We start from the raw sequence: 19,849 nt of genomic DNA, 5'->3' as shown, positions 1-19,849 counted from the left end.
GTTGTTGGCTGGGGGTTTGGAAAACAGCTGGCACCCGCCCCCCAACAAACCCCGCGGCCCCCGGGCCCCCACCGCGGCCAGGTGCCGTCCCCGGCCTGCGCTGAGCCGCTGCCCGTGTCCCGGTCGGGGGACCCTGCGGGCCCCCGCGACCGGTCCACCCCGGCTCCCTGCCGTCCCCGACTCGGGAGAGGCCGGGCACGGCGCCGTTGCGGGTGTTCCTCGCGCTCTGCCGGTCCTGCAGGACTGCCGACGCGCGAGGAACGCCCGCAATGTCCCCTGGTCGTGCGCGGAGGCGCCGAGTCCTCGGGTAGAGGACGGCGGCCGGCCGTCCGGCGTCGCCCGGGTCGCCCCGCGGAGGCGGACGTGCAGCCGCGCCGGGACGGCGGCCCCAGGTCCGGCTGGGCGGCTCAACCCGGGCGGTGGGTGACCAGGATCAGCGTGCCCGGCACGAGCGCGCCGCGGGCGGGGGACCACTGGCCCCACTCCTGCGTGCGGCCCGGCGTCCACTCCGGCTCGACCAGGTCGTCGAGCACCAGCCCGGCGCCGACGACGGCGCGCACCCAGTCGCCGACCGTGCGGTGGTGCTCCACGTAGGTGGCGCGGCCGTCGTCGTCGGTCTCCACGTACGGGGTCCGGTCGAAGTAGGACGAGGTCACGGTCAGGTCGGCCGGGTCGGGGGAGTCCGGCAGCGGCCAGCGCATCGGGTGGTTCACCGAGGCGACGAAGCGGCCGCCCGGCCGCAGCACCCGCGCCACCTCGCGCAGCGCCCCCTCGACGTCGGCGACGAACGGCAGGCCGCCGAAGGCCGAGCAGACGACGTCCACCGACCCGCCGGCCACCGGCAGCGCGCCCACGTCGGCCTGCAGCAGCGGCACCGGGAGGCCGGTGGCGCGGCCCAGCTCCGCGGCGCGGGCCAGCATCCCGGCGGAGAGGTCCAGCGCGACCACGTCGGCGCCGGCGCGGCGCAGCCAGCGGGCGCAGGGCGCCGATCCGCAGCCGACCTCGAGCACCCGCCGCCCGGCGACGTCGCCGAGCAGGTGGGCGTCGGCCTCGCGCAGCCCCTCCGGGCACCACAGGAAGTCCACGTCGCCGAGGTCGGCGCCGTGCTCGGCGAGGTAGGCGGGCGCCGCGGCGTCCCACCAGCGGCGGTTGGCGCGGACCGACTCGGCGTCCCCGGCGGGCCGCCGGGCGACGCCTCCGGGGGCCGGGTAGCCGTCGGCGCCGAGGGGGAGACTCATCACACGCGAGGGTGACACGCCGACGCCCGGCGAACCGACCAGGACCCAGGTGGACCCGGCACCCCCGGGCTCCGTACCATGGGAGAGCGCCAGAGGTCTGTCAACGCTGGTCCCTCCTCGGGGATTCGCGCGCGCCGGCTCTCCCCGCTCCCCGCGGTCACCCGGCCGCGGGACGTCCTGTCCCTACGCATCCCCCGTCCGGAGCAATCGACCACATGACCTCCACCCAGGTCCGTCCGAACAGCACCCCGCAGGTCGCGGTGAACGACATCGGCACCGCCGAGGACTTCCTCGCCGCCATCGACCAGACGATCAAGTACTTCAACGACGGCGACATCGTCGAAGGCGTCATCGTCAAGGTCGACCGCGATGAGGTGCTGCTGGACATCGGCTACAAGACCGAGGGCGTCATCCCCTCGCGTGAGCTCTCCATCAAGCACGACGTCGACCCCAACGAGGTCGTCAAGGTCGGCGACGAGGTGGAAGCCCTCGTCCTCCAGAAGGAGGACAAGGAAGGCCGCCTGATCCTGTCCAAGAAGCGCGCCCAGTACGAGCGCGCCTGGGGCACGATCGAGGCGAAGAAGGAAGCCGACGAGGTCGTCACCGGCACCGTCATCGAGGTCGTCAAGGGTGGTCTCATCCTCGACATCGGCCTGCGCGGGTTCCTCCCCGCCTCGCTGGTCGAGATGCGCCGCGTCCGCGACCTGCAGCCCTACGTGGGCCGCGAGCTCGAGGCCAAGATCATCGAGCTCGACAAGAACCGCAACAACGTCGTCCTCTCCCGTCGCCAGTGGCTGGAGCAGACGCAGTCCGAGGTCCGCAGCGAGTTCCTCAACAAGCTCGCCAAGGGCCAGGTCCGGACCGGCGTCGTCTCCTCGATCGTCAACTTCGGTGCCTTCGTGGACCTGGGTGGCGTCGACGGCTTGGTGCACGTGTCCGAGCTGTCCTGGAAGCACATCGACCACCCGTCCGAGGTCGTCGAGGTGGGCCAGGAGGTCACCGTCGAGGTCCTCGACGTCGACCTGGACCGCGAGCGCGTCTCCCTGTCGCTGAAGGCGACGCAGGAGGACCCGTGGCGGCAGTTCGCCCGCACCCACCAGATCGGCCAGGTCGTGCCGGGCAAGGTCACCAAGCTGGTGCCGTTCGGTGCGTTCGTCCGGGTGGACGAGGGCATCGAGGGTCTGGTGCACATCTCCGAGCTGGCCGAGCGCCACGTGGAGATCCCCGAGCAGGTCGTGCAGGTCGGCGACGAGATCCTGGTCAAGGTCATCGACATCGACCTGGACCGCCGGCGGATCTCGCTGTCGCTCAAGCAGGCCAACGAGGGCGTCGTCGGCGACGAGGACGTGTTCGACCCGGCCGCCTACGGCATGGCCGCGTCCTACGACGAGCAGGGCAACTACATCTACCCCGAGGGCTTCGACCCGGAGACGGGCGAGTGGCTCGAGGGCTTCGACGAGGCCCGCGAGGCGTGGGAGAAGCAGTACGCCGAGGCCCAGGCCCGGTACGAGGCGCACCGCAAGCAGATCGCCGCTGCCAAGGAGGCCGACGCCGAGGCCGCCGCGGGTGGGAACTACTCCTCCGGCGGTGACACCGGCGCGACCGACACCTCCGGCGGCACCCTGGCCAGCGACGAGGCGCTCGCCGCGCTGCGGGCCAAGCTCGCCGGCGGGGAGTGACCGCTGCGCCCCCAGGGGTGAGCTGACCGTTCGACCACGGAGGCCCAGGACCGTCCCGGTCCTGGGCCTCCGTGCTGTCCGGGGAGCGCCGGCCGGCGCCGCCCGCCGCGGGGCGCGGGCGGACGACGGAGCGCCCCGGGGCGGCAGGCCTGCCCCGGGGGCCCCTCGGGCGGCTACAGGCTGAGGATGATCGCGAAGGCGGTGCGCGGGCGCCCGCCGGAGCCGGCGAGGAACGTCCAGGTGTGCCGGCCGGCCGGTGCGCTGGTCGTCAGCCAGCGCAGGAACGAATTGCGCGGGCGGACGTCGGCGGCCTCCCGCTGGGCGAGCCGCTCGCGGACGCCGGGCAGGTCGCTGGCCCGCACGCCGGAGGGCCGGTCGAGCCGGTGCCGGCCGCGAGAGCCCGCGGGGTGGGTCGGGGCGGTGACCTGCATGGGACGCGACATCGCGGTTCTGCCTTCCTTGGCGTACTACCTGGGCGTTCGGGAGATCGCCGAGGCGGACGTTATGCAGCGTGACGGGTGTGACTGGTGCGACGCGCCGGGCGGGACGGGCGCGTGTTACCCGTCCGTGATGGTCTGCGGCGTGCTGGCTACTGTCCGTGCGTGCTGCGCATCGGGTTGACGGGTGGGATCGGGTCGGGGAAGAGCACCGTGTCGCGGCTGCTGGCCGAGCGGGGCGCAGTGGTCGTCGACGCCGACGCGATCGCCCGCGAGGTCGTCGAGCCGGGCACGCCCGGCCTGGCGGCCGTGGTGGCCGCCTTCGGCGACTCCGTCCTCACCCCGGAGGGCGCGCTGGACCGGCCGGCGCTGGGGGCGGTCGTCTTCGCCGACGCGCAGGCGCGGGAGCGGCTCAACGCGATCGTGCACCCCCTGGTGCGCGAGCGGGCCGCCGAGCTGGCCGCAGCCGTCCCCGCCGACGGCGTCGTGGTGCACGACGTCCCCCTGCTCGTGGAGTCCGGCCAGGGCCGGGGCGGCGCGCACGACCTCGTGCTGGTCGTGGAGACCGACCTGGGGACCCGCCTGGCCCGGCTCGTGCGGCGGGGGATGACCGAGGACGACGCCCGCGCCCGGATCGCCGTCCAGGCCACCGACGAACAGCGGCGGGCCGTCGCCGACGTCGTCCTGGACAACAGCGGCACCCCCGAGGAGCTCGCCGCGCAGGTCGACCGGTTCTGGGCCGAGCACGTGGCGCCCCGGCTGGGCTGAGCCGGGAGGCCCGGGAACGACGAGAGGCCCCGACCGCGTGGTCGGGGCCTCTCGTGCCGGTGGGCGATACTGGGTTCGAACCAGTGACCTCTTCCGTGTCAGGGAAGCGCGCTACCACTGCGCTAATCGCCCGGGGTCCGGTCTCGCGACCGGCCCGCTCCACCGCTCTCGCGAGCGAGACGAGGTGGAGACGGGATTTGAACCCGTGTAGACGGCTTTGCAGGCCGTTGCCTCGCCTCTCGGCCACTCCACCGCACACACGGGCGCCGGTCTCGCGACCAGCGCCCGAGGTTCCGAGCGGACGACGGGATTCGAACCCGCGACCCTCACCTTGGCAAGGTGATGCTCTACCAACTGAGCCACGTCCGCGTTGCAGGGAGAACATTACACGGCCCCGGGGGGCCCCTCGCAGGGGGGTCCCCCGGGGTGCGGTCAGCGGCTCCCCGGGTCGGCGCCCCCGCCGGACAGCAGGGCCGCCAGCTCGTCGTCGACCTGCAGCAGCGCCGCCTCCTGGCCCACCGGGACGAGTTCCTCGGTCCGGCGCAGGAAGGCCGCCACGGCGGTGCGGGAGACCTCGAACAGCGCCTCACCGGACGGTGCGCGCAGGTGCAGGAACAGCACGTCGCCGGTGGTCCGCGCGGGCCACAGCCGGACGTCGCCGTCCCCGGTGGGCCGGTCCAGCCCGGCGCGCAGCAGGTCCCGGGCGAGGAGCCAGGAGATGCCGTCGTCGGAGTCGGGGTCGCCGAAGCCGATCCGGACGGCGAACGGGTCGGTGGTGTCGTAGCCCAGCGTCGCCGGCACCTCGGTCCAGCCGCTCGGCCCGACCAGGTGCAGCGTCATGGGAGAGGAGTGTGCGGGGGTGGAGCGGCTCACCATGACCGGGCAACGATCCAGCCGGAGCGAGGTGACGCGTCGCCGAATCCCGGGCGTGTCGCGGCGGAGGGTGATCGACCGTTGGACCGGTGCATGCCCCAGGGGATGCCCAACCCGGGCGCGGATGAACCAATCCCCTGATCCGCGACGAAGGTCGCGTGTGACGATGGGCATCGTGAGCCGTCCCCCGCGCCGCCTCGGGGACGACCCTGGCGACGCCCACCTGGTCGCCCGCCTGCGCGCCGGCGACCGGACGGCGGTCGACGACCTCTACGAGCGCTTCCGCCGCCCGGCGTTCGCGCTCGCGCGGCGCGTGCTGGCCGACGACGTGCTGGCCGAGGACGTCCTGCAGGACGCCTTCCTGTCGGTGTGGCGCGACCCGGCCGCCTACGACGGTGCGCGCGGCAGCTTCGCCTCGTGGTTCCTCGCGATGGTCCACCACAAGGCCGTCGACGCCGTCCGGCGCGAGGAGTCCCAGCGCCGCCGGCAGGCGCGCGCGGAGGAGGAGGTCGTGCTCGAGGCGCCCACCGCGACGGCCGACGTGGAGGACGACGTGTGGGGCCGGGTCGTCGCCGACCGCGTCCGCAGCGCGCTGGGCAACCTCCCGCCGGCGCAGCGCGAGGCGCTCACGCTGGCCTACTACGGCGGCTACACCCAGCGGGAGGTCGCGGCGCTCACCCGCGCGCCGCTGGGCACCGTGAAGACCCGCATGCTCGCCGGCATGCGCCGGCTCAAGCAGGAACTCGGCGGCGTCGCCGGCGCCGCCCCCGGTGGCGCCCTGGGGCCGGCCGCGGTGGACGGGACGAACCGATGAGCGAGCGGCGGGACCCCCGGCCGGGCCCCGACGGGCACGAGGCCTTCGACGAGCTGGCCGTCGGCCACGCGCTGCACGCGCTCGAGCCGGAGGACGAGGTGGTCTTCGCCACCCACCTGCCCGACTGCGCCCGCTGCGCCCGCACGGTCGCCGAGACCGCCGAGGTCATGGGCGCGCTGGCGCAGGACCTGCCCCAGGCCGAGCCCGGCGAGGGCCTGCGCGAGCGGCTGAGCGCGGCGGTCGAGGACACCGAGCAGCTCCCGCCGCCCCCGGCCGACGCCGCCGACGAGCCGCCGTCGGCGCTCCCCGGGCCACCGCCCGCCCGCCCGGCCGAGCGCGCGGTGCCGGCCGCCACCGGCTTCCCCGGCTACCGCCCGCCGGCGCCCGCGGGCGGGGGAGCGGTCGACCCGCGGCCGGCCTGGCGGCGGGTGCTGCCCAACGCCCTGGTCGCCGCCGCGGTGGCCGCGATCCTCGGCCTGGGCACCTGGACCGTGGTGCTGAACGACGCCCGCGACGAGGCGGTGGCCGGCGCCGCCGAGCAGGCCGCGGTGCTCGAGTCGCTGCTGGAGCCGGGGACGGCGACCATCGCCCCGCTGTCCGGGGACGGCGGGCAGGTGGCGACCGTGGTGGCCCGCGAGGCGCAGGTCCAGGTGGTCACCCAGGGGCTGCCGGTGAACGACCGGACCGCGGAGACCTACGTGGTGTGGGGGATGACCGGCACCTCACCCGTTCCGCTGGGCACCTTCGACGTGGTCCGTTCCCGTACCGACGTCCGGACCGTAGGCTCCACCACGACCGGTCTGGACGGCTACGACGGCTACGCGATCAGCCTCGAGCCCGGTCGGGAGGCTCCGTCGGAACCGACGGAGGTCGTGGCGAGCGGGTAGGTGACCAGCTGAGCGAGCAGGAGACGGTGGCGGCCCCGCCGCAGGCCCCGCTGCCCGCGCCGCGCAGCGGCGACCCGGCCGACGACCGCGGCGCCCGCCCCACCGGCGAGCAGCGCCGCGCGCACTTCGCCGAGGACGGCATGCGCTCGCTCCGCGAGCGGGTCGCCGAGACGGCCTGGCGCCGGCGCCTCGCGGCCCGGCGGAGCGTCAACCACGCCTACCGGATGACCGTGGGCATCGTCGGCGGCCTCATCGTCGCCGTCGGCCTGGCCACGATCCCGCTCCCCGGACCCGGCTGGCTGACCGTCATCGCCGGCCTGTTCGTGCTGGCCAGCGAGTTCTTCTGGGCCGAGCGGCTGCTGGAGTTCACCAAGCGGCACGTGAAGGCGTGGACCGACTGGCTGGGCCGTCAGCCGCTGTGGGTCCGGGGGCTGATCGCCCTGGCCACGGCCGCGTTCGTCTACGGCGTCCTGGTGGTGACGCTGCACATGACCGGCGTCCCGGACTGGGTGCCGGGGTGGGTGCCGCTCTGGCGCTAGGCGTCTGGCACAATCGACAGCGGCAACGGGCGATTGGCTCAGTGGTAGAGCGCTTCGTTCACACCGAAGAGGTCACTGGTTCGAACCCAGTATCGCCCACAGCACCGAGGCCCCGGCCCGCGCGAGCGGACCGGGGCCTCGTCGCGTCCGGGGCCCCGGCGGTGCCCCGGCGCCCGGGGTCAGCCGGCGGCCGGCGGCCCATAGGTCAGGTGGACCACGCCGTTGGACAGCGCCTCGACGCCCAGCAGCGCCAGCGGGGTCTTCGCCGTCCCCTCGGGGAACAGGCGGATGCCCTCGCCCACGGCCACCGGGTAGACGTACAGGTGCAGCTCGTCGACCAGCCCGTCGGCGACCAGCGCCCGCACCAGGGTCGCGCTGCCGCTGACGTAGAGGTCGCCGTCCTCCTTCAGCGCGCGGATCCGCTCGGGGTCGTACCCGCCGACGACCGTGGAGTTGCGCCACACCGACTCCGCGTCGGTCAGCGTCGAGCTGACGACGTGCTTGGGGGTGTCGTTGAAGAACGGCGCGCCGGGGTCGTCCTCGACGGTCCGGGTGGACCACGCCGGGGCGAACATCTCGAAGGTCGTGCGACCGAGCAGGATCCCCTTGGCCGGCGCCGTGAGCGCCCCGATGGACGCCGCCAGGTCGTCGGGGAACCCGTAGTCCATCGTCCACATCGGGGCGTCGACGACCCCGTCGACGGTCGTGAACTCGTGCACCCTGATGACGCCCATGTCTGCTCCTCCGTGTCGCCGGTCGGCCCCTGCGGCCCCCCGGGGAAGTCTGTCGGAGGAGAGACGGCGACCGGTCCCGATCCTCATCGGCGGCGGCCGGAACGGTTCCGCGGGCCTGCGGCTAGCGTGCGCGGTCGTGCCCGTGCTGACCCGTCCCGTCGCCGCCCGCCCGTACCCCGACGGCTCGGACGCCGACGGCGCCCACGCGCCGCACTACCTGGTCGTCGAGGCGGTGTCGCGGGTGTGGGAGGAGGTCCTGGCCGGCCTGGGGGACGACGTGCTGCCCCCGCGGGACGTGGCCGTCGTGCGGGCCGCGTTCGACTACCGGCACGAGGTCTTCGTCGCGCCGGCCGAGTTCGAGGTGGGCGTCGTCCGGGTCGGGCGGACGTCGGTGGAGCTCGCCGTCCGGCTGCACCAGGGCGGCCGCCCCGTCGTCGACGCGCAGGTGGTCCTCGCGCAGGTGGACGCCGGCCGCACTGCCGCCGTTCCGCTGAGCGGGCGGCAGCGGGCGGCCCTGGAGGGCATCGCCGTCCCGGCGCCGTCGCCCGCGGGCTGACCGCGGCCCTGCACGACGCGTCGCGGGCGCGGACCATGGGGGAGTGCACCAGCCCGACCGCGCCGCCCGGCTGAGCGCGGCGCTGGCCCGCGACGGCGCCACCTGCATCTGGTGCGGCCGGGCCCTGGGCGGCCTGGTGGCCCCGACCACCGAGCACGTCGTGCCGCGGGTCAAGGGCGGCCCCTCCTGGCCGGAGAACGAGGTCGCCGCCTGCTGCCGCTGCAACGCCGCCCGCGGCCACGTCGCCCCGGTGGAGTGGCTCGAGGAGTGCCGCCGGCGGGGCTGGACGCCGGACGAGGCCCGGCTGGAGCGGGCCCTCACGGCGCTGGCCGCGGCCGTCGCCGAGCGGGGCGGGCAGCGGCGCGCCCGGCCCTACCTCGACGCCCAGCTGCGCCGGCTCCGCCGCCGTGCCCCGCGCGCGGCCGGTGCGTAGCGTCGCGCGGGTGGGCACGGTGGTCGGCACGGTCGAGCAGGTCGCGGTCTACCCGGTGAAGTCCCTGGGCGGGCGGACCGTGGCCGAGGCGCACGTCGACCCGGCCGGGCTGCGCGGCGACCGGGCGTACGCCGTGGTCGACGCGGCCACCGGCGAGCGGGTGACGGTCAGGACGACGCCACGGATGCGCGAGGTGGTCGCGACCGGCGACGCCGCCGCCGACACCGAGACGCTCACCGCGGTGCTCGGCCGCCCGGTGCGGCTGGCCGCCTCGGACGCCGGCCCGCAGGTCGACGCGGCGGCCGTCCACCTGGTCAGCCGGCAGGCGGTCGACCGGGCCGCGGCCGGGGACGTGCCCGAGGGCTGCTCCGCCGACGACCCGCGGGCCAACCTCCTGCTCACCCTCGACGGCGGCGACGAGCGGGACTGGGTGGGTCGCCGGCTGCGGGTGGGCGGGGCCCTGCTGCGGGTGACCCGCACGCCGAAGCACTGCCTGGGCGTCTACGCCGAGGTGCTGGCTCCCGGCCGGGTGGCCGTGGGCGACCCCGTGTCGCTGGACGACGCGGCGGAGCCCCCCGCCGGCTGACCCCGCGGCCCACCCCCGGCCGGCCCGCGGCTCGACCCCGCCGGCCGGCCCGGCGACGCGCACCGAACGGGGGTGCGCCGGTGGATACCCTGCTGGTGTCCCGGCCACCAGACCGGGCGCCCGTCGCCGAACCCGTAGGAGTCCCCGTGCCCGCCGCGCCACCCCCCGCCGTCGTCACCCCGATCCGGGTGCCGGCCGGGACCACGGCCCAGCAGGCGCTCAAGGACGCCGGCGTCCCGCTGAAGGGCCCCGACGGCGCCGTCGTCGTCCGCGACCTCGCGTCCGGTGACCTCAGGGACCTGGCCTGGGCGCCGGACGCCGACACCGAGGTCGAGCCGGTCCCCGCGGCCAGCCCCGACGGCCGCGCGGTGATCCGGCACTCGACCGCGCACGTGCTCGCCCAGGCCGTGCAGGACCTGTTCCCCGGCACCCGGCTGGGCATCGGCCCGCCGGTGGAGAACGGCTTCTACTACGACTTCGACCCGGAGCGGCCGTTCACCCCCGAGGACCTGCAGGCGCTCGAGAAGCGGATGACCGAGATCGTCCGCGCCGGGCAGCACTTCGCCCGCCGGGAGATCAGCGACGCCGACGCCGAGGCCGAGCTCGCCCACGAGCCCTACAAGCTGGAGCTCATCGGCCTCAAGGGCGGTGCCGGGGAGGCGGCCGAGGGCGCCGACGTGGAGGTCGGCGGCGCGCAGCTGACCATGTACGACAACCTCGACGCCCGCACCGGCGACCGGGTCTGGACCGACCTGTGCCGCGGCCCGCACCTGCCGCGGACCAGCAACATCCCCGCGTTCTCCCTGACCCGCAGCGCCGCCGCGTACTGGCGGGGGAGCGAGAAGAACCCGCAGCTGCAGCGCGTCTACGGCACCGCCTGGGAGAGCCGGGAGGCCCACAAGGCCTACCTGGAGCAGCTCGCCGAGGCCGAGCGGCGCGACCACCGCCGGCTGGGCGTGGAGCTGGACCTGTTCAGCTTCCCCGACGAGATCGGCTCCGGTCTGGCCGTCTTCCACCCCAAGGGCGGCGTCGTCAAGCGGGAGATGGAGGACTACGTCCGCCGGCGGCACCTGGAGGAGGGCTTCCAGTACGTCGGCACCCCGCACATCTCCAAGGGCGGGCTGTTCGAGACCTCCGGGCACCTGCCGCACTACGCCGAGACGATGTTCCCGGCCATGGAGCTGGAGAACTCCGAGTACTACCTCAAGGCCATGAACTGCCCGATGCACAACCTGATCTTCCGGTCGCGCGGGCGGTCCTACCGCGAGCTGCCGCTGCGCCTGTTCGAGTTCGGGTCGGTGTACCGGTACGAGAAGTCCGGGGTCGTGCACGGGCTCACCCGGGTCCGCGGCCTGACCCAGGACGACTCGCACAGCTACGTCACCGCCGAGCAGGCGCCCGGGGAGATCCGGCACCTGCTGGCCTTCGTGCTCGGGCTGCTGCGCGACTTCGGCCTCGACGACTACTACCTCGAGCTGTCGACCAAGGGCGACGACCCGGCCAAGCAGGACAAGTTCATCGGCTCGGACGACGAGTGGGCGATCGCCACCGCCGTCCTGGAGGACGCGGCCCGGGAGACCGGCCTCGAGCTGGTCCCCGACCCCGGCGGCGCCGCGTTCTACGGCCCGAAGATCTCCGTGCAGGCCCGCGACGCCATCGGCCGCACGTGGCAGATGTCGACCATCCAGTACGACTTCAACCAGCCCGCCCGCTTCGGCCTGGAGTACACGACCCCCGGGGGCGACCGGGCGCAGCCGGTGATGATCCACTCGGCCAAGTTCGGGTCGATCGAGCGGTTCTTCGGCGTGCTCACCGAGCACTACGCCGGCGCGTTCCCGGCCTGGCTGGCCCCGGTGCAGGTCGTCGGCGTCCCGGTCACCGACGAGCAGGTGCCCTACCTGACCGACGTCGCGCTGCGGCTGCGGGCCCGGGGGATCCGGGTCGAGGTCGACGACTCCGACGACCGCATGCAGAAGAAGATCCGGACGGCCAGCAAGCAGAAGGTGCCGTTCGTGCTCATCGCGGGCGCGACCGACGCCGAGGCCGGGGCGGTCTCCTTCCGCTTCCGCGACGGCAGCCAGCACAACGGCGTCCCCGTCGAGCAGGCCGTCGCCGCGATCGCCGGCTGGGTGGCGTCGCGCGCCAACGTCGACCCGTCGGCCGAGGCGCTGCAGGTGGCCGGATGACGGGCCAGGAGGACGGCGTCACCATCGCCGTCTCCAGCGACGACGGCGGGCCGGCCACGGTGTTCGAGCACCTGTGGACGCCGTACCGGATGGCCTACATCCGCGGCGAGGGCAAGCCGACGGGCGCGCACGACTGCCCGTTCTGCCTCATCCCGGAGATGGACGACGAGGAGGGGCTGGTCGTCGCCCGCGGGCGCACGGTGTTCGCCGTCCTCAACCTGTACCCGTACAACGCCGGCCACCTGATGCTGGTGCCCTACCGGCACGTGCCCGACTACACCGACCTGACCCCCGAGGAGGTCGCCGAGCTGGGCGAGTTCACCCAGACGGCGATGCGGGTGGTGCGGTCGGTCAGCGGCGCGCACGGGTTCAACATCGGGATGAACCAGGGGTCGGTCGCCGGCGCCGGCATCGCCGACCACCTGCACCAGCACGCCGTGCCGCGGTGGGGCGGGGACACCAACTTCATGCCCGTCATCGGGCTCACCCGGGTCCTGCCCCAGGTGCTGCGCGAGACGCGGGCCCTGCTGGCCGCCAACTGGCCGGCGGGCGACGCCGGGGAGGGCTGAGTGCTCGGGTCGGGCGCCCGGGCCGCGGTCGGGCGGTTCTGGGCACCGGTGGTGGCGAGGCTCCTGCGGGCCGGCGTCACCGCCGACGCGGTGACCGTGACCGGCACGCTCGGCTCGGTCGCCGGCGCGGTCGGCCTGATCGCCACCGGGCACCTGTTCTGGGGCGCGTTCACCGTCACGCTGTTCGTCCTGCTGGACATGCTCGACGGCGCCCTGGCCCGGGCCCGCGGCGGCGGCTCGCTGTTCGGTGCGGTGCTGGACTCCAGCCTCGACCGGCTCGTCGACGCCGCGGTCTTCGGCGCGCTCGTGTGGTGGTTCACCGGGGGCGGCGACAACCGGCTGCTGGCCCTGCTGGCGCTGCTCTGCCTGGTCCTCGGCGTGCTCACCTCCTACATCAAGGCGCGCGCCGAGGGCGTCGGACTGCGCTGCGACGTCGGCGTGGTCGAGCGCACCGAGCGGCTCATCCTCGTGCTGACCGGCACCGGACTGTCCGGCCTCGGCCTGCCCTACGCGGTGCACGTCGGGCTGTGGCTGCTGCTGGCCGGCAGCCTGGTCACCGTCGTCCAGCGGGGCGTCGAGGTGCACCGCCAGGCCCGCGGCCGGGCGCTGCCGAGCACCCCGGCGGCGCCGTGACCGCCGAGGCGACCGAGGCCCCCCGGGCCGCCGCGCCGGCCGCGGCCGGGCCGGGGCTGCGGTCGCGCGCCGTCGCCCGGGCCACCGACCTCGGCTACGCCGCCGGCTGGGGCGCGGTCAAGGCGCTGCCCGAGCCGGTGGCCCGCGCCGGCTTCGACGCGGCGTTCCGGTGGGTGGCCGGCCGCGACGGCCGCGGCGTCCGCCAGCTGCGGGCCAACCTGCGGCAGATCACCGGCGGCACCCTGGACGACGCGGGGCTCGACGCGCTGACCCTGCGGGCCATGCGCAGCTACGGCCGCTACTGGCAGGAGACCTTCCGGCTGCCCCGGCTCGCCCGCGACCGGGTGGTGCGCGACACCGAGGTCGTCGGCGGCGAGGTCCTCGACCGGGCCCTGGCCGCGGGGCGGCCGGTCGTGGCGGCGCTGCCGCACAGCGGCAACTGGGACGCGGCGGCCATCTGGTTCCTGGAGCGCCTCGGCGGGCCGTTCATGACCGTCGCCGAGCGGCTGCGGCCCGAGTCGCTCTTCGACCGCTTCCTCGCCTTCCGCGAGTCGCTCGGGATGCTCGTCGTCCCGCTCACCGGCGGGCCGCGGCCCAGCGCCACCGTGCTGCGCGAGTGGCTGGCCGGCGGCGGCTCGGTCTGCCTGCTCTGCGACCGCGACCTCGGCGGCAACGGCGTGCCCGTCAGCTTCGCCGGCCGCGCCGCCACCATGCCGGGCGGGCCGGCCCTGCTGGCCGCCCAGACCGGCGCGGCGCTGCTGCCGATGGTCTGCTCGTTCACCGACCGGGGGTGGCGGCACACCTGGACCGCCGAGGTCCCGGTCGACGGCCCCGGCCGGCTCAAGGACCGGGTCACCACGGCCACCCAGGGCATCGCCGACGCGTTCGCCGCCACCCTCGCCCAGCGCCCCGAGGACTGGCACGTGCTCGGCCGGATCTGGCCCGACGTGCCGCCCGACCCGGAGGAGCGGGGCTGATGCGGAGCGGGCCGTGCGCATAGGCATCGTCTGCCCCTACCACTGGGACCGCCCCGGCGGGGTCCAGTACCACGTGCGCGACCTCGCCCAGACGCTGCGCGAGCTGGGCCACCACGCCGAGGTGCTCACCCCCGCCGAGCACGAGGAGTCGCTGCCGGCCGAGCACGTCACCTTCGCCGGGCGCACCGTGCCGATCCCCTACAACGGGTCGATGGCCAGCGTGCAGTTCGGCCCGATCTCCGCCGCGCGGGTGCGCCGGTGGCTGCGCGAGGGCGCCTTCGACGTCGTCCACGTGCACGACCCGGCGCCGCCGTCCATCGGCCTGCTCGTCCTCATGATCGCCAAGGGCCCGATCGTGGCGACCTTCCACGCGGCCACCGTGCGGTCCAAGTGGCTGGCCGCCTGGGGGCCGGTGATCCGGCCCTGGCTGGAGCGGATCAGCGGGCGGATCGCCGTGTCCGACTTCGCCCGCCGGCTGCAGGTCGAGCACCTCGGCGGCGACGCGGTCGTCATCCCGAACGGGGTGCACGTGGCCGCCTTCGCCGAGGGGCCGCCGCTGCCCGGCCGCGAGCGGGGGAGCGGCGCGCCGACCATCGGCTTCCTCGGCCGCTACGACGAGCCCCGCAAGGGGCTGCCCGTGCTGCTCGAGGCGATGCGCGACGTCGTCGCGCGGCACCCCGACGCGCGGCTGCTCATCGCCGGCCGCGGCGACCCGGACGCGCTGCGCGCGTCGATCGCCCCGGAGCTGCGGCCGCACGTGGAGCTGCTCGGGGAGCTGTCCGAGGCGGACAAGGCGGCGTTCCTGCGGTCGGTCGACGTCTACTGCGCGCCCAACCTGCTCGGCGAGTCCTTCGGGATCATCCTCATCGAGGCGCTGGCCGCCGGGGCGCCGATCGTCGCCAGCGACCTGGACGCGTTCGCCGCGGTGCTGGAGGACGGCGCGGTCGGCGCCCTCGTCCGCCGGGGCGACGCCGCCGCGCTCGCCGCGGCGCTGGGGGACCTCCTGGCCGACCCCGACCGGTGCGCGGAGCTGTCGGCGCGCGGCCGGGCCGCCGCGTGGTCCTACGACTGGTCGGTGGTGGCCCGCCGGGTGCTGGCCGTGTACGAGACGGTGACGCTGCCCGGCGGCGGCGGGGTCACCGCCACCGAGGACGACGGCGAGCTGGTCCGGGCGGCCGGGGCCGGCGGGCCGGGCCGGCACTCCCTGCGGCGGCGGGTGCGGCGCTAGCCTGACCGGTCGTGGAGCTCCCCGTCTGGACGATCGTCGCCGGCGTCGTCGTCCTGCTCCTCGTGGCGTGGACGGCGTGGACGCTCGCCCGCCTGCGCCGCCTGGAGGGCCGGGTGGACCGCGCGCGGACCGCGCTGGAGACCCAGCTGCGGCGGCGGGCGGCGCTGGCCGCCGAGGTGGCCCGCGAGGGCGCGACCGCGCTGGCGCCCGAGCGGGGGGACCGGCTGGCCCGCGCCGCGGCCGGCGCGCGGCTGCCGTGGACGCCGGACCGGGAGCTGGCCGAGAACGTCCTCGGCCGGGAGCTGCGCGGGCTGCTGCGGGACCTGCCGGAGATGGAGCCGGCGCTGGCCGAGGACCTCGCCGGGACCGCGCAGCGGGTGGCGCTGGCGCGCCGCTTCTACAACGACGCCGTCCGCGACACCCGCGAGCTGCGCGGCCGCCGCCTCCCGCGGGTGCTGCGGCTGCACGCGCGCCGGCCGCTGCCGCGCTACTTCGACATCGACGACAGCGCCGTCGAGCCCGGCGACGCGGCCTCTCCGGGCCGCGCCGACCGCCCGTACGATGCACCGGGCCGTCCGGGCCCGATGTCGAGACCTGCGAGGCGACCGTGACCGACCAGCCCACCCCGCACGCCACCGGCACCTCCGCGGTCAAGCGCGGCATGGCCGAGCAGCTCAAGGGCGGCGTCATCATGGACGTCGTCACCCCCGAGCAGGCGCGCATCGCCGAGGACGCCGGCGCGGTCGCCGTCATGGCGCTGGAGCGGGTGCCGGCCGACATCCGCGCGCAGGGCGGGATCGCGCGGATGAGCGACCCGGACATGATCGCCTCGATCGTCTCCGCCGTCTCCATCCCGGTGATGGCCAAGGCCCGCATCGGGCACTTCGTCGAGGCGCAGGTGCTGCAGAGCCTGGGCGTGGACTACGTCGACGAGTCCGAGGTGCTCACCCCCGCCGACGAGGCGCACCACATCGACAAGCACGCCTTCACGGTGCCGTTCGTCTGCGGCGCCACCGACCTCGGCGAGGCGCTGCGCCGGATCGCCGAGGGCGCGGCCATGATCCGCTCCAAGGGCGAGGCCGGCACCGGCAACGTGGTCGAGGCCGTCCGGCACATGCGGGCGATCCGGGCCGGGATCCGCCGGCTCACCACCCTCGACGAGGCCGAGCTGTTCGTCGCCGCGAAGGAGCTGCGCGCGCCGCACGACCTGGTCGCGGAGGTCGCCCGCACCGGGGAGCTGCCGGTCGTGCTGTTCACCGCCGGCGGCATCGCCACCCCGGCCGACGCGGCGATGATGATGCAGCTGGGGGCGCAGGGCGTCTTCGTCGGCTCGGGCATCTTCAAGTCCGGCGACCCGGCGCAGCGCGCCGCCGCGATCGTGCAGGCCACGACCTTCGCCGACGACCCCGACGTGATCGCGAAGGTGTCCCGCGGCCTGGGCGAGGCCATGGTCGGCATCAACGTGACGACGCTGCCGGACTCCGAGCGGTTCGCCACCCGCGGCTGGTGACCCGCTCGGCCCGGCCGTGAGGGGGTGGCGGCCCGCAGCCGGGCGGATCGGCGGGGTGGACCTCGCGCGCGGCGTGGCCGTGCTGGGCATGTTCGGCGCCCACATGGGCATCGGCGACGACGCCGAGCTGGACCTCGACCCGTCGACGTGGCCCGCGGTCGTCGACGGCCGGTCGTCGATCCTGTTCGCCGTCCTCGCCGGCGTGTCGATCGCGCTGCTGTCCGGCGGCCCGGCTCCCGCGGAGGGGGAGGAGCTGGTGCGGGCCCGCGTCCGCATCCTCGTCCGGGCCGCCTGGGTGTTCCTGATCGGCGGGCTGCTGGAGCTGCTCGACACCTTCGTCGCGGTGATCCTCGGGGTGTACGCGATCCTGTTCGTCCTCGCCGTGCCCTTCCTCCGCTGGCGCCCGGCGCGGCTGCTGGCCCTCGCCGGCGTGCTCGCCGTCGTCACCCCGGTGGTCGACCTCCTCGTCGGGCAGCTGGTCACCGAGAACGGCAACGAGGACGAGGCGTTCGCGCAGACCGTGGTCACCGGCGTGTACCCGGCGGTCATCTGGTGGACGTTCGTGCTGGTCGGCCTCGCCGTCGGGCGGCTGGACCTGCGCGCGAGCCGCACCCGGCTGGCGCTGCTGGGAACCGGGACCGCGCTGGCCGTGCTCGGCTACGCGGGCGGCTGGTGGAGCACCGGCGCCTGGGCGGACGGCCGGGCCTCGGAGGGGATCGAGGAGGGCTTCCGGCACGCCGGCGAGGTCGACCCGGCCTGGCTCAGCGGGGCCGCCCCGCACGGCGGGACGACGTTCGAGGTCGTGGGCTCCACCGGGGTGGCGCTGGCCGTGCTCGGGCTGTGCCTGGTGCTGGCCGACCTGCTGCCGCGGCTGACCCACCCGCTGGCGTCGGTGGGCGCCCTGGCGCTGACGGTGTACAGCGCGCACCTGGTGGCCATCGCCGTGCTCGACCCCGGCTACCCGGCGGGCACGGGACTGTGGCTGCGGTTCTGCGTCGTCGCGCTGGTCGCGGCCCCGCTGTGGCGGCTGCTGCTCGGCGCCGGGCCGCTGGAGCGGCTGCTCACCCGGACGTCCCGCGCGGCGGCCGGCGCGCCGGGCGCGGCCGGGAGCCGGGCCGCCGGGCCGTAGATTGGCCGCTCGTGCGCGCGGAACCGGTGGTGGGGGTGCTCGCCCTGCAGGGCGACGTCCGGGAGCACCTGGCCGCGCTGCGTGCCGAGGGCGCGACCGCGGTGCCGGTGCGCCGGCCGGCCGAGCTGGCGGCGGTCGACGGCCTGGTGCTGCCCGGCGGCGAGTCGACCACCATCGCCCGGCTCGCGGTCCGGTTCGGGCTGATGGAGCCGTTGCGCACCGCCCTCCGCGGCGGGCTGCCGGCGTACGGCTCGTGCGCCGGGATGATCCTGCTGGCCGACCGGCTGCTGGACGCCCCGCCCGGCCAGGAGACCGTCGGCGGGCTCGACGTCACCGTCCGCCGCAACGCCTTCGGCCGGCAGGTGGACTCCTTCGAGTCCCGCGTGCGGTTGTCCGGCCCGCGCCTGGGCGGGGAGCCGGTGCCCGCCGTGTTCATCCGCGCGCCGTGGGTGGAGGAGGCCGGCCCGGGGGTGCAGGTGCTCGGCCGCGCGGTCGGCGGGTCGGGCGACGGTAAGATCGTGGCGGTTCGCCAGGGCGACCTCCTGGCCACCAGCTTCCACCCCGAACTGACCGGGGACCGCCGGGTGCACGCGCTGTTCGTGGACGTCGTCCGCGACGCCCTGGCGCGCAGGTCCGGCCATGCCGCCGGGGACGAGAGGAGACAGCCGTGAGCGGCCATTCCAAGTGGGCGACCACGAAGCACAAGAAGGCCGGGATCGACGCCAAGCGCGGCAAGCTCTTCGCGAAGCTCATCAAGAACATCGAGGTCGCCGCCCGCACCGGCGGCGGTGACCCGGCGGGCAACCCGACGCTGTTCGACGCCATCCAGAAGGCGAAGAAGAGCTCGGTGCCCAACGACAACATCGACCGCGCGGTGAAGCGCGGCTCCGGCGCCGAGGCCGGGGGCGTGGACTACCAGGGCATCACCTACGAGGGCTACGCGCCCGGCGGGGTCGCCGTCCTCATCGAGTGCCTGACCGACAACAAGAACCGGTCGGCCATGGAGGTCCGCACGGCGATGACCCGCAACGGCGGGTCGATGGCCGACCCGGGCTCGGTGTCCTACCTGTTCTCCCGCAAGGGCGTCATCGTGGTGCCCGCGGCCGAGGGCGTGGACGAGGACGCGGTGCTCATGGCCGTGCTCGACGCCGGCGCCGAGGAGGTCCGCGACCAGGGCGACTCGTTCGAGGTCGTCTGCGAGCCCGGCGACCTGGTGGCCGTGCGCACCGCGCTGCAGGACGCGGGCATCGACTACGACTCCGCCGACGCCGGGTTCGTGCCCAGCGTGAGCGTGGAGCTCGACGAGGACAACGCCGCCAAGGTGTTCCGGCTCATCGACGCGCTCGAGGACTGCGACGACGTGCAGAACGTGTACGCGAACTACGACGTGTCCGACGAGGTGCTCGAGAAGGTCGGCTGACGCGCGCGGGCGTGTCGCGCCGGACCGTCGTCCCCGCCGGTTAGCCTCGGTCGAACACCAGTTCGGCAGCGGTCAGGAGGCGTCCATGCGGGTGCTCGGCATCGACCCCGGTCTCACCCGGTGCGGGTGGGGAGTGGTCGACGGCCGCCCCGGCGCCCGGCCGGCCGCCGTCGGGGTGGGGGTGATCCGCAGCTCGGCCGAGCTGGAGCTGGAGCTGCGGCTGCTCGAGCTGCACACCGCGGTCACGGCGCTGCTGCGCGAGCACCGGCCCGACGTGGTGGCCATCGAGCGGGTGTTCACGCAGAACAACAAGGGCACCGCCACCGGCACCGCGCAGGCGGCCGGGGTGGCCGCGCTGGCCGCGGCCCAGGCCGACCGGCCGGTCGCCTGGCACACGCCCAGCGAGGTCAAGGCGGCCATCTCCGGCAACGGCCGGGCCGACAAGGAGCAGGTCACCCTCATGGTCACCCGCGTCCTCGGCCTGGCGGCGGCGCCGAAGCCGGCCGACGCGGCCGACGCGCTGGCGCTGGCGGTCTGCCACGTGTGGCGGGGCCCCGCCCAGCAGCGGCTGCGGGTGGCCGCGCTGGCCGGGGGCATCGGGGCGAACATCCAGCCGCGGACGCTGCCGCGGTGGCAGGGGGTCTGAGGCGTTG

The 19,849-nt window shown here is 75.5% G+C and carries 23 protein-coding genes and 4 tRNA genes; 20 read left to right on the top strand and 7 right to left on the bottom strand.

The genetic code is table 11. The annotated features are described in order from the left end of the window. Positions 1–407 precede the first annotated feature (407 nt). Entirely contained in the window at positions 408–1,238 is an 831-nt protein-coding gene (locus ACI79F_RS23135; RefSeq protein ID WP_456547231.1) for a class I SAM-dependent methyltransferase, read from the bottom strand. Positions 1,239–1,453: 215 nt separating this feature from the next. Here ACI79F_RS23135 and rpsA point away from each other — a divergent pair, with 215 nt between their 5' ends. Continuing rightward, a complete protein-coding gene (gene rpsA / locus ACI79F_RS23130) occupies positions 1,454–2,917 on the top strand; it encodes a 30S ribosomal protein S1 (protein ID WP_456547230.1) in 1,464 nt (487 codons plus the stop codon). Positions 2,918–3,090: 173 nt separating this feature from the next. Here the strand turns inward: rpsA and ACI79F_RS23125 are convergent, their stop codons facing one another. Continuing rightward, a complete protein-coding gene (locus ACI79F_RS23125) occupies positions 3,091–3,360 on the bottom strand; it encodes a hypothetical protein (RefSeq protein ID WP_456547229.1) in 270 nt (89 codons plus the stop codon). Positions 3,361–3,519: 159 nt separating this feature from the next. Here ACI79F_RS23125 and coaE point away from each other — a divergent pair, with 159 nt between their 5' ends. Further along, positions 3,520–4,122, top strand: a complete 603-nt coding sequence (gene coaE, locus ACI79F_RS23120) for a dephospho-CoA kinase (RefSeq protein ID WP_456547228.1) — start codon at positions 3,520–3,522, stop codon at positions 4,120–4,122. Between the two features lie 60 nt (positions 4,123–4,182). Here coaE and ACI79F_RS23115 read toward each other — a convergent pair. The 4 genes from ACI79F_RS23115 to ACI79F_RS23100 form a co-directional block, all read right to left on the bottom strand. Next, positions 4,183–4,254, bottom strand: a tRNA-Val gene (locus ACI79F_RS23115). A 50-nt stretch (positions 4,255–4,304) separates the two neighbouring features. Further along, a tRNA-Cys gene (locus tag ACI79F_RS23110) sits at positions 4,305–4,375 on the bottom strand. Between the two features lie 43 nt (positions 4,376–4,418). Beyond that, a tRNA-Gly gene (locus ACI79F_RS23105) sits at positions 4,419–4,491 on the bottom strand. 63 nt (positions 4,492–4,554) lie between these two features. Further along, positions 4,555–4,962 carry an SsgA family sporulation/cell division regulator gene (locus ACI79F_RS23100; protein WP_456547227.1) on the bottom strand — a complete coding sequence of 136 codons (408 nt, stop codon included), beginning with the start codon at positions 4,960–4,962 and terminating at the stop codon, positions 4,555–4,557. Between the two features lie 199 nt (positions 4,963–5,161). Between ACI79F_RS23100 and ACI79F_RS23095 the strand changes: the two genes are divergently transcribed. From ACI79F_RS23095 to ACI79F_RS23080, 4 genes are all read left to right on the top strand, one after another. Further along, positions 5,162–5,809, top strand: a complete 648-nt coding sequence (locus tag ACI79F_RS23095; protein ID WP_456547226.1) for a sigma-70 family RNA polymerase sigma factor — start codon at positions 5,162–5,164, stop codon at positions 5,807–5,809. Beyond that, positions 5,806–6,696, top strand: coding sequence for an anti-sigma factor domain-containing protein (locus ACI79F_RS23090; RefSeq protein ID WP_456547225.1), 891 nt, complete (start codon positions 5,806–5,808; stop codon positions 6,694–6,696). The genes ACI79F_RS23095 and ACI79F_RS23090 overlap by 4 nt, the downstream gene beginning before the upstream one ends. A 26-nt stretch (positions 6,697–6,722) precedes the next feature. Continuing rightward, complete coding sequence (locus ACI79F_RS23085) at positions 6,723–7,235, top strand: TIGR02611 family protein (protein ID WP_456547224.1); 513 nt, start codon at positions 6,723–6,725, stop codon at positions 7,233–7,235. Between the two features lie 27 nt (positions 7,236–7,262). Then, positions 7,263–7,334, top strand: a tRNA-Val gene (locus ACI79F_RS23080). Between the two features lie 80 nt (positions 7,335–7,414). On the opposite strand, the gene ACI79F_RS23075 is transcribed toward ACI79F_RS23080, so the two are convergent. Then, positions 7,415–7,969, bottom strand: a complete 555-nt coding sequence (locus tag ACI79F_RS23075; RefSeq protein WP_456547223.1) for a dihydrofolate reductase family protein — start codon at positions 7,967–7,969, stop codon at positions 7,415–7,417. 136 nt (positions 7,970–8,105) lie between these two features. Here ACI79F_RS23075 and ACI79F_RS23070 point away from each other — a divergent pair, with 136 nt between their 5' ends. From ACI79F_RS23070 to ruvC, 14 genes are all read left to right on the top strand, one after another. Next, complete coding sequence (locus ACI79F_RS23070) at positions 8,106–8,525, top strand: acyl-CoA thioesterase (RefSeq protein ID WP_456547222.1); 420 nt, start codon at positions 8,106–8,108, stop codon at positions 8,523–8,525. 43 nt (positions 8,526–8,568) lie between these two features. Then, a complete protein-coding gene (locus tag ACI79F_RS23065) occupies positions 8,569–8,958 on the top strand; it encodes an HNH endonuclease (protein WP_456547221.1) in 390 nt (129 codons plus the stop codon). Positions 8,959–8,968: 10 nt separating this feature from the next. After that, entirely contained in the window at positions 8,969–9,544 is a 576-nt protein-coding gene (locus ACI79F_RS23060) for an MOSC N-terminal beta barrel domain-containing protein (RefSeq protein ID WP_456547220.1), read from the top strand. Positions 9,545–9,690: 146 nt separating this feature from the next. After that, a complete protein-coding gene (thrS, locus tag ACI79F_RS23055; protein WP_456547219.1) occupies positions 9,691–11,730 on the top strand; it encodes a threonine--tRNA ligase in 2,040 nt (679 codons plus the stop codon). After that, positions 11,727–12,299 carry an HIT family protein gene (locus ACI79F_RS23050; RefSeq protein WP_456547218.1) on the top strand — a complete coding sequence of 191 codons (573 nt, stop codon included), beginning with the start codon at positions 11,727–11,729 and terminating at the stop codon, positions 12,297–12,299. Before thrS ends, ACI79F_RS23050 begins: the two co-directional genes overlap by 4 nt. Continuing rightward, a complete protein-coding gene (gene pgsA, locus ACI79F_RS23045; protein WP_456547217.1) occupies positions 12,300–12,932 on the top strand; it encodes a phosphatidylinositol phosphate synthase in 633 nt (210 codons plus the stop codon). It begins immediately after the preceding gene. Next, positions 12,929–13,909 (top strand): phosphatidylinositol mannoside acyltransferase, encoded by a 981-nt coding sequence (locus ACI79F_RS23040; RefSeq protein WP_456547216.1) that lies wholly within the window; start codon positions 12,929–12,931, stop codon positions 13,907–13,909. The genes pgsA and ACI79F_RS23040 overlap by 4 nt, the downstream gene beginning before the upstream one ends. A 13-nt stretch (positions 13,910–13,922) precedes the next feature. After that, a complete protein-coding gene (locus tag ACI79F_RS23035) occupies positions 13,923–15,137 on the top strand; it encodes a glycosyltransferase family 4 protein (protein WP_456547215.1) in 1,215 nt (404 codons plus the stop codon). Between the two features lie 11 nt (positions 15,138–15,148). After that, positions 15,149–15,748, top strand: a complete 600-nt coding sequence (locus tag ACI79F_RS23030) for a hypothetical protein (RefSeq protein ID WP_456547214.1) — start codon at positions 15,149–15,151, stop codon at positions 15,746–15,748. Next, positions 15,745–16,647 carry a pyridoxal 5'-phosphate synthase lyase subunit PdxS gene (pdxS, locus tag ACI79F_RS23025; RefSeq protein WP_456547213.1) on the top strand — a complete coding sequence of 301 codons (903 nt, stop codon included), beginning with the start codon at positions 15,745–15,747 and terminating at the stop codon, positions 16,645–16,647. Before ACI79F_RS23030 ends, pdxS begins: the two co-directional genes overlap by 4 nt. A gap of 55 nt (positions 16,648–16,702) precedes the next feature. Next, complete coding sequence (locus ACI79F_RS23020; RefSeq protein WP_456547212.1) at positions 16,703–17,776, top strand: heparan-alpha-glucosaminide N-acetyltransferase domain-containing protein; 1,074 nt, start codon at positions 16,703–16,705, stop codon at positions 17,774–17,776. A gap of 11 nt (positions 17,777–17,787) precedes the next feature. Next, a complete protein-coding gene (pdxT, locus tag ACI79F_RS23015) occupies positions 17,788–18,447 on the top strand; it encodes a pyridoxal 5'-phosphate synthase glutaminase subunit PdxT (RefSeq protein ID WP_456547211.1) in 660 nt (219 codons plus the stop codon). Then, positions 18,444–19,196 carry a YebC/PmpR family DNA-binding transcriptional regulator gene (locus tag ACI79F_RS23010; protein WP_456547210.1) on the top strand — a complete coding sequence of 251 codons (753 nt, stop codon included), beginning with the start codon at positions 18,444–18,446 and terminating at the stop codon, positions 19,194–19,196. Before pdxT ends, ACI79F_RS23010 begins: the two co-directional genes overlap by 4 nt. 85 nt (positions 19,197–19,281) lie before the next feature. Beyond that, positions 19,282–19,842, top strand: coding sequence for a crossover junction endodeoxyribonuclease RuvC (ruvC, locus tag ACI79F_RS23005; protein ID WP_456547209.1), 561 nt, complete (start codon positions 19,282–19,284; stop codon positions 19,840–19,842). Positions 19,843–19,849 lie beyond the last annotated feature (7 nt).

The organism is Blastococcus sp. SYSU D00868 (assembly GCF_054050575.1).
Note: the sequence above shows the minus strand (reverse complement) of the source record. Positions and strands in the feature narration are given on the sequence as shown.

Bases quoted from the DNA above. Each gene is read 5' to 3' on its own strand.
- ruvC (WP_456547209.1), top strand. From the start codon at position 19,282: ATGCGGGTGCTCGGCATCGACCCCGGTCTCACCCGGTGCGGGTGGGGA.
- ACI79F_RS23090 (WP_456547225.1), top strand. From the start codon at position 5,806: ATGAGCGAGCGGCGGGACCCCCGGCCGGGCCCCGACGGGCACGAGGCC.
- ACI79F_RS23075 (WP_456547223.1), bottom strand. From the start codon at position 7,969: ATGGGCGTCATCAGGGTGCACGAGTTCACGACCGTCGACGGGGTCGTC.
- ACI79F_RS23135 (WP_456547231.1), bottom strand. From the start codon at position 1,238: ATGAGTCTCCCCCTCGGCGCCGACGGCTACCCGGCCCCCGGAGGCGTC.
- ACI79F_RS23095 (WP_456547226.1), top strand. From the start codon at position 5,162: ATGGGCATCGTGAGCCGTCCCCCGCGCCGCCTCGGGGACGACCCTGGC.
- rpsA (WP_456547230.1), top strand. From the start codon at position 1,454: ATGACCTCCACCCAGGTCCGTCCGAACAGCACCCCGCAGGTCGCGGTG.
- ACI79F_RS23125 (WP_456547229.1), bottom strand. From the start codon at position 3,360: ATGTCGCGTCCCATGCAGGTCACCGCCCCGACCCACCCCGCGGGCTCT.
- ACI79F_RS23050 (WP_456547218.1), top strand. From the start codon at position 11,727: ATGACGGGCCAGGAGGACGGCGTCACCATCGCCGTCTCCAGCGACGAC.
- ACI79F_RS23100 (WP_456547227.1), bottom strand. From the start codon at position 4,962: ATGACGCTGCACCTGGTCGGGCCGAGCGGCTGGACCGAGGTGCCGGCG.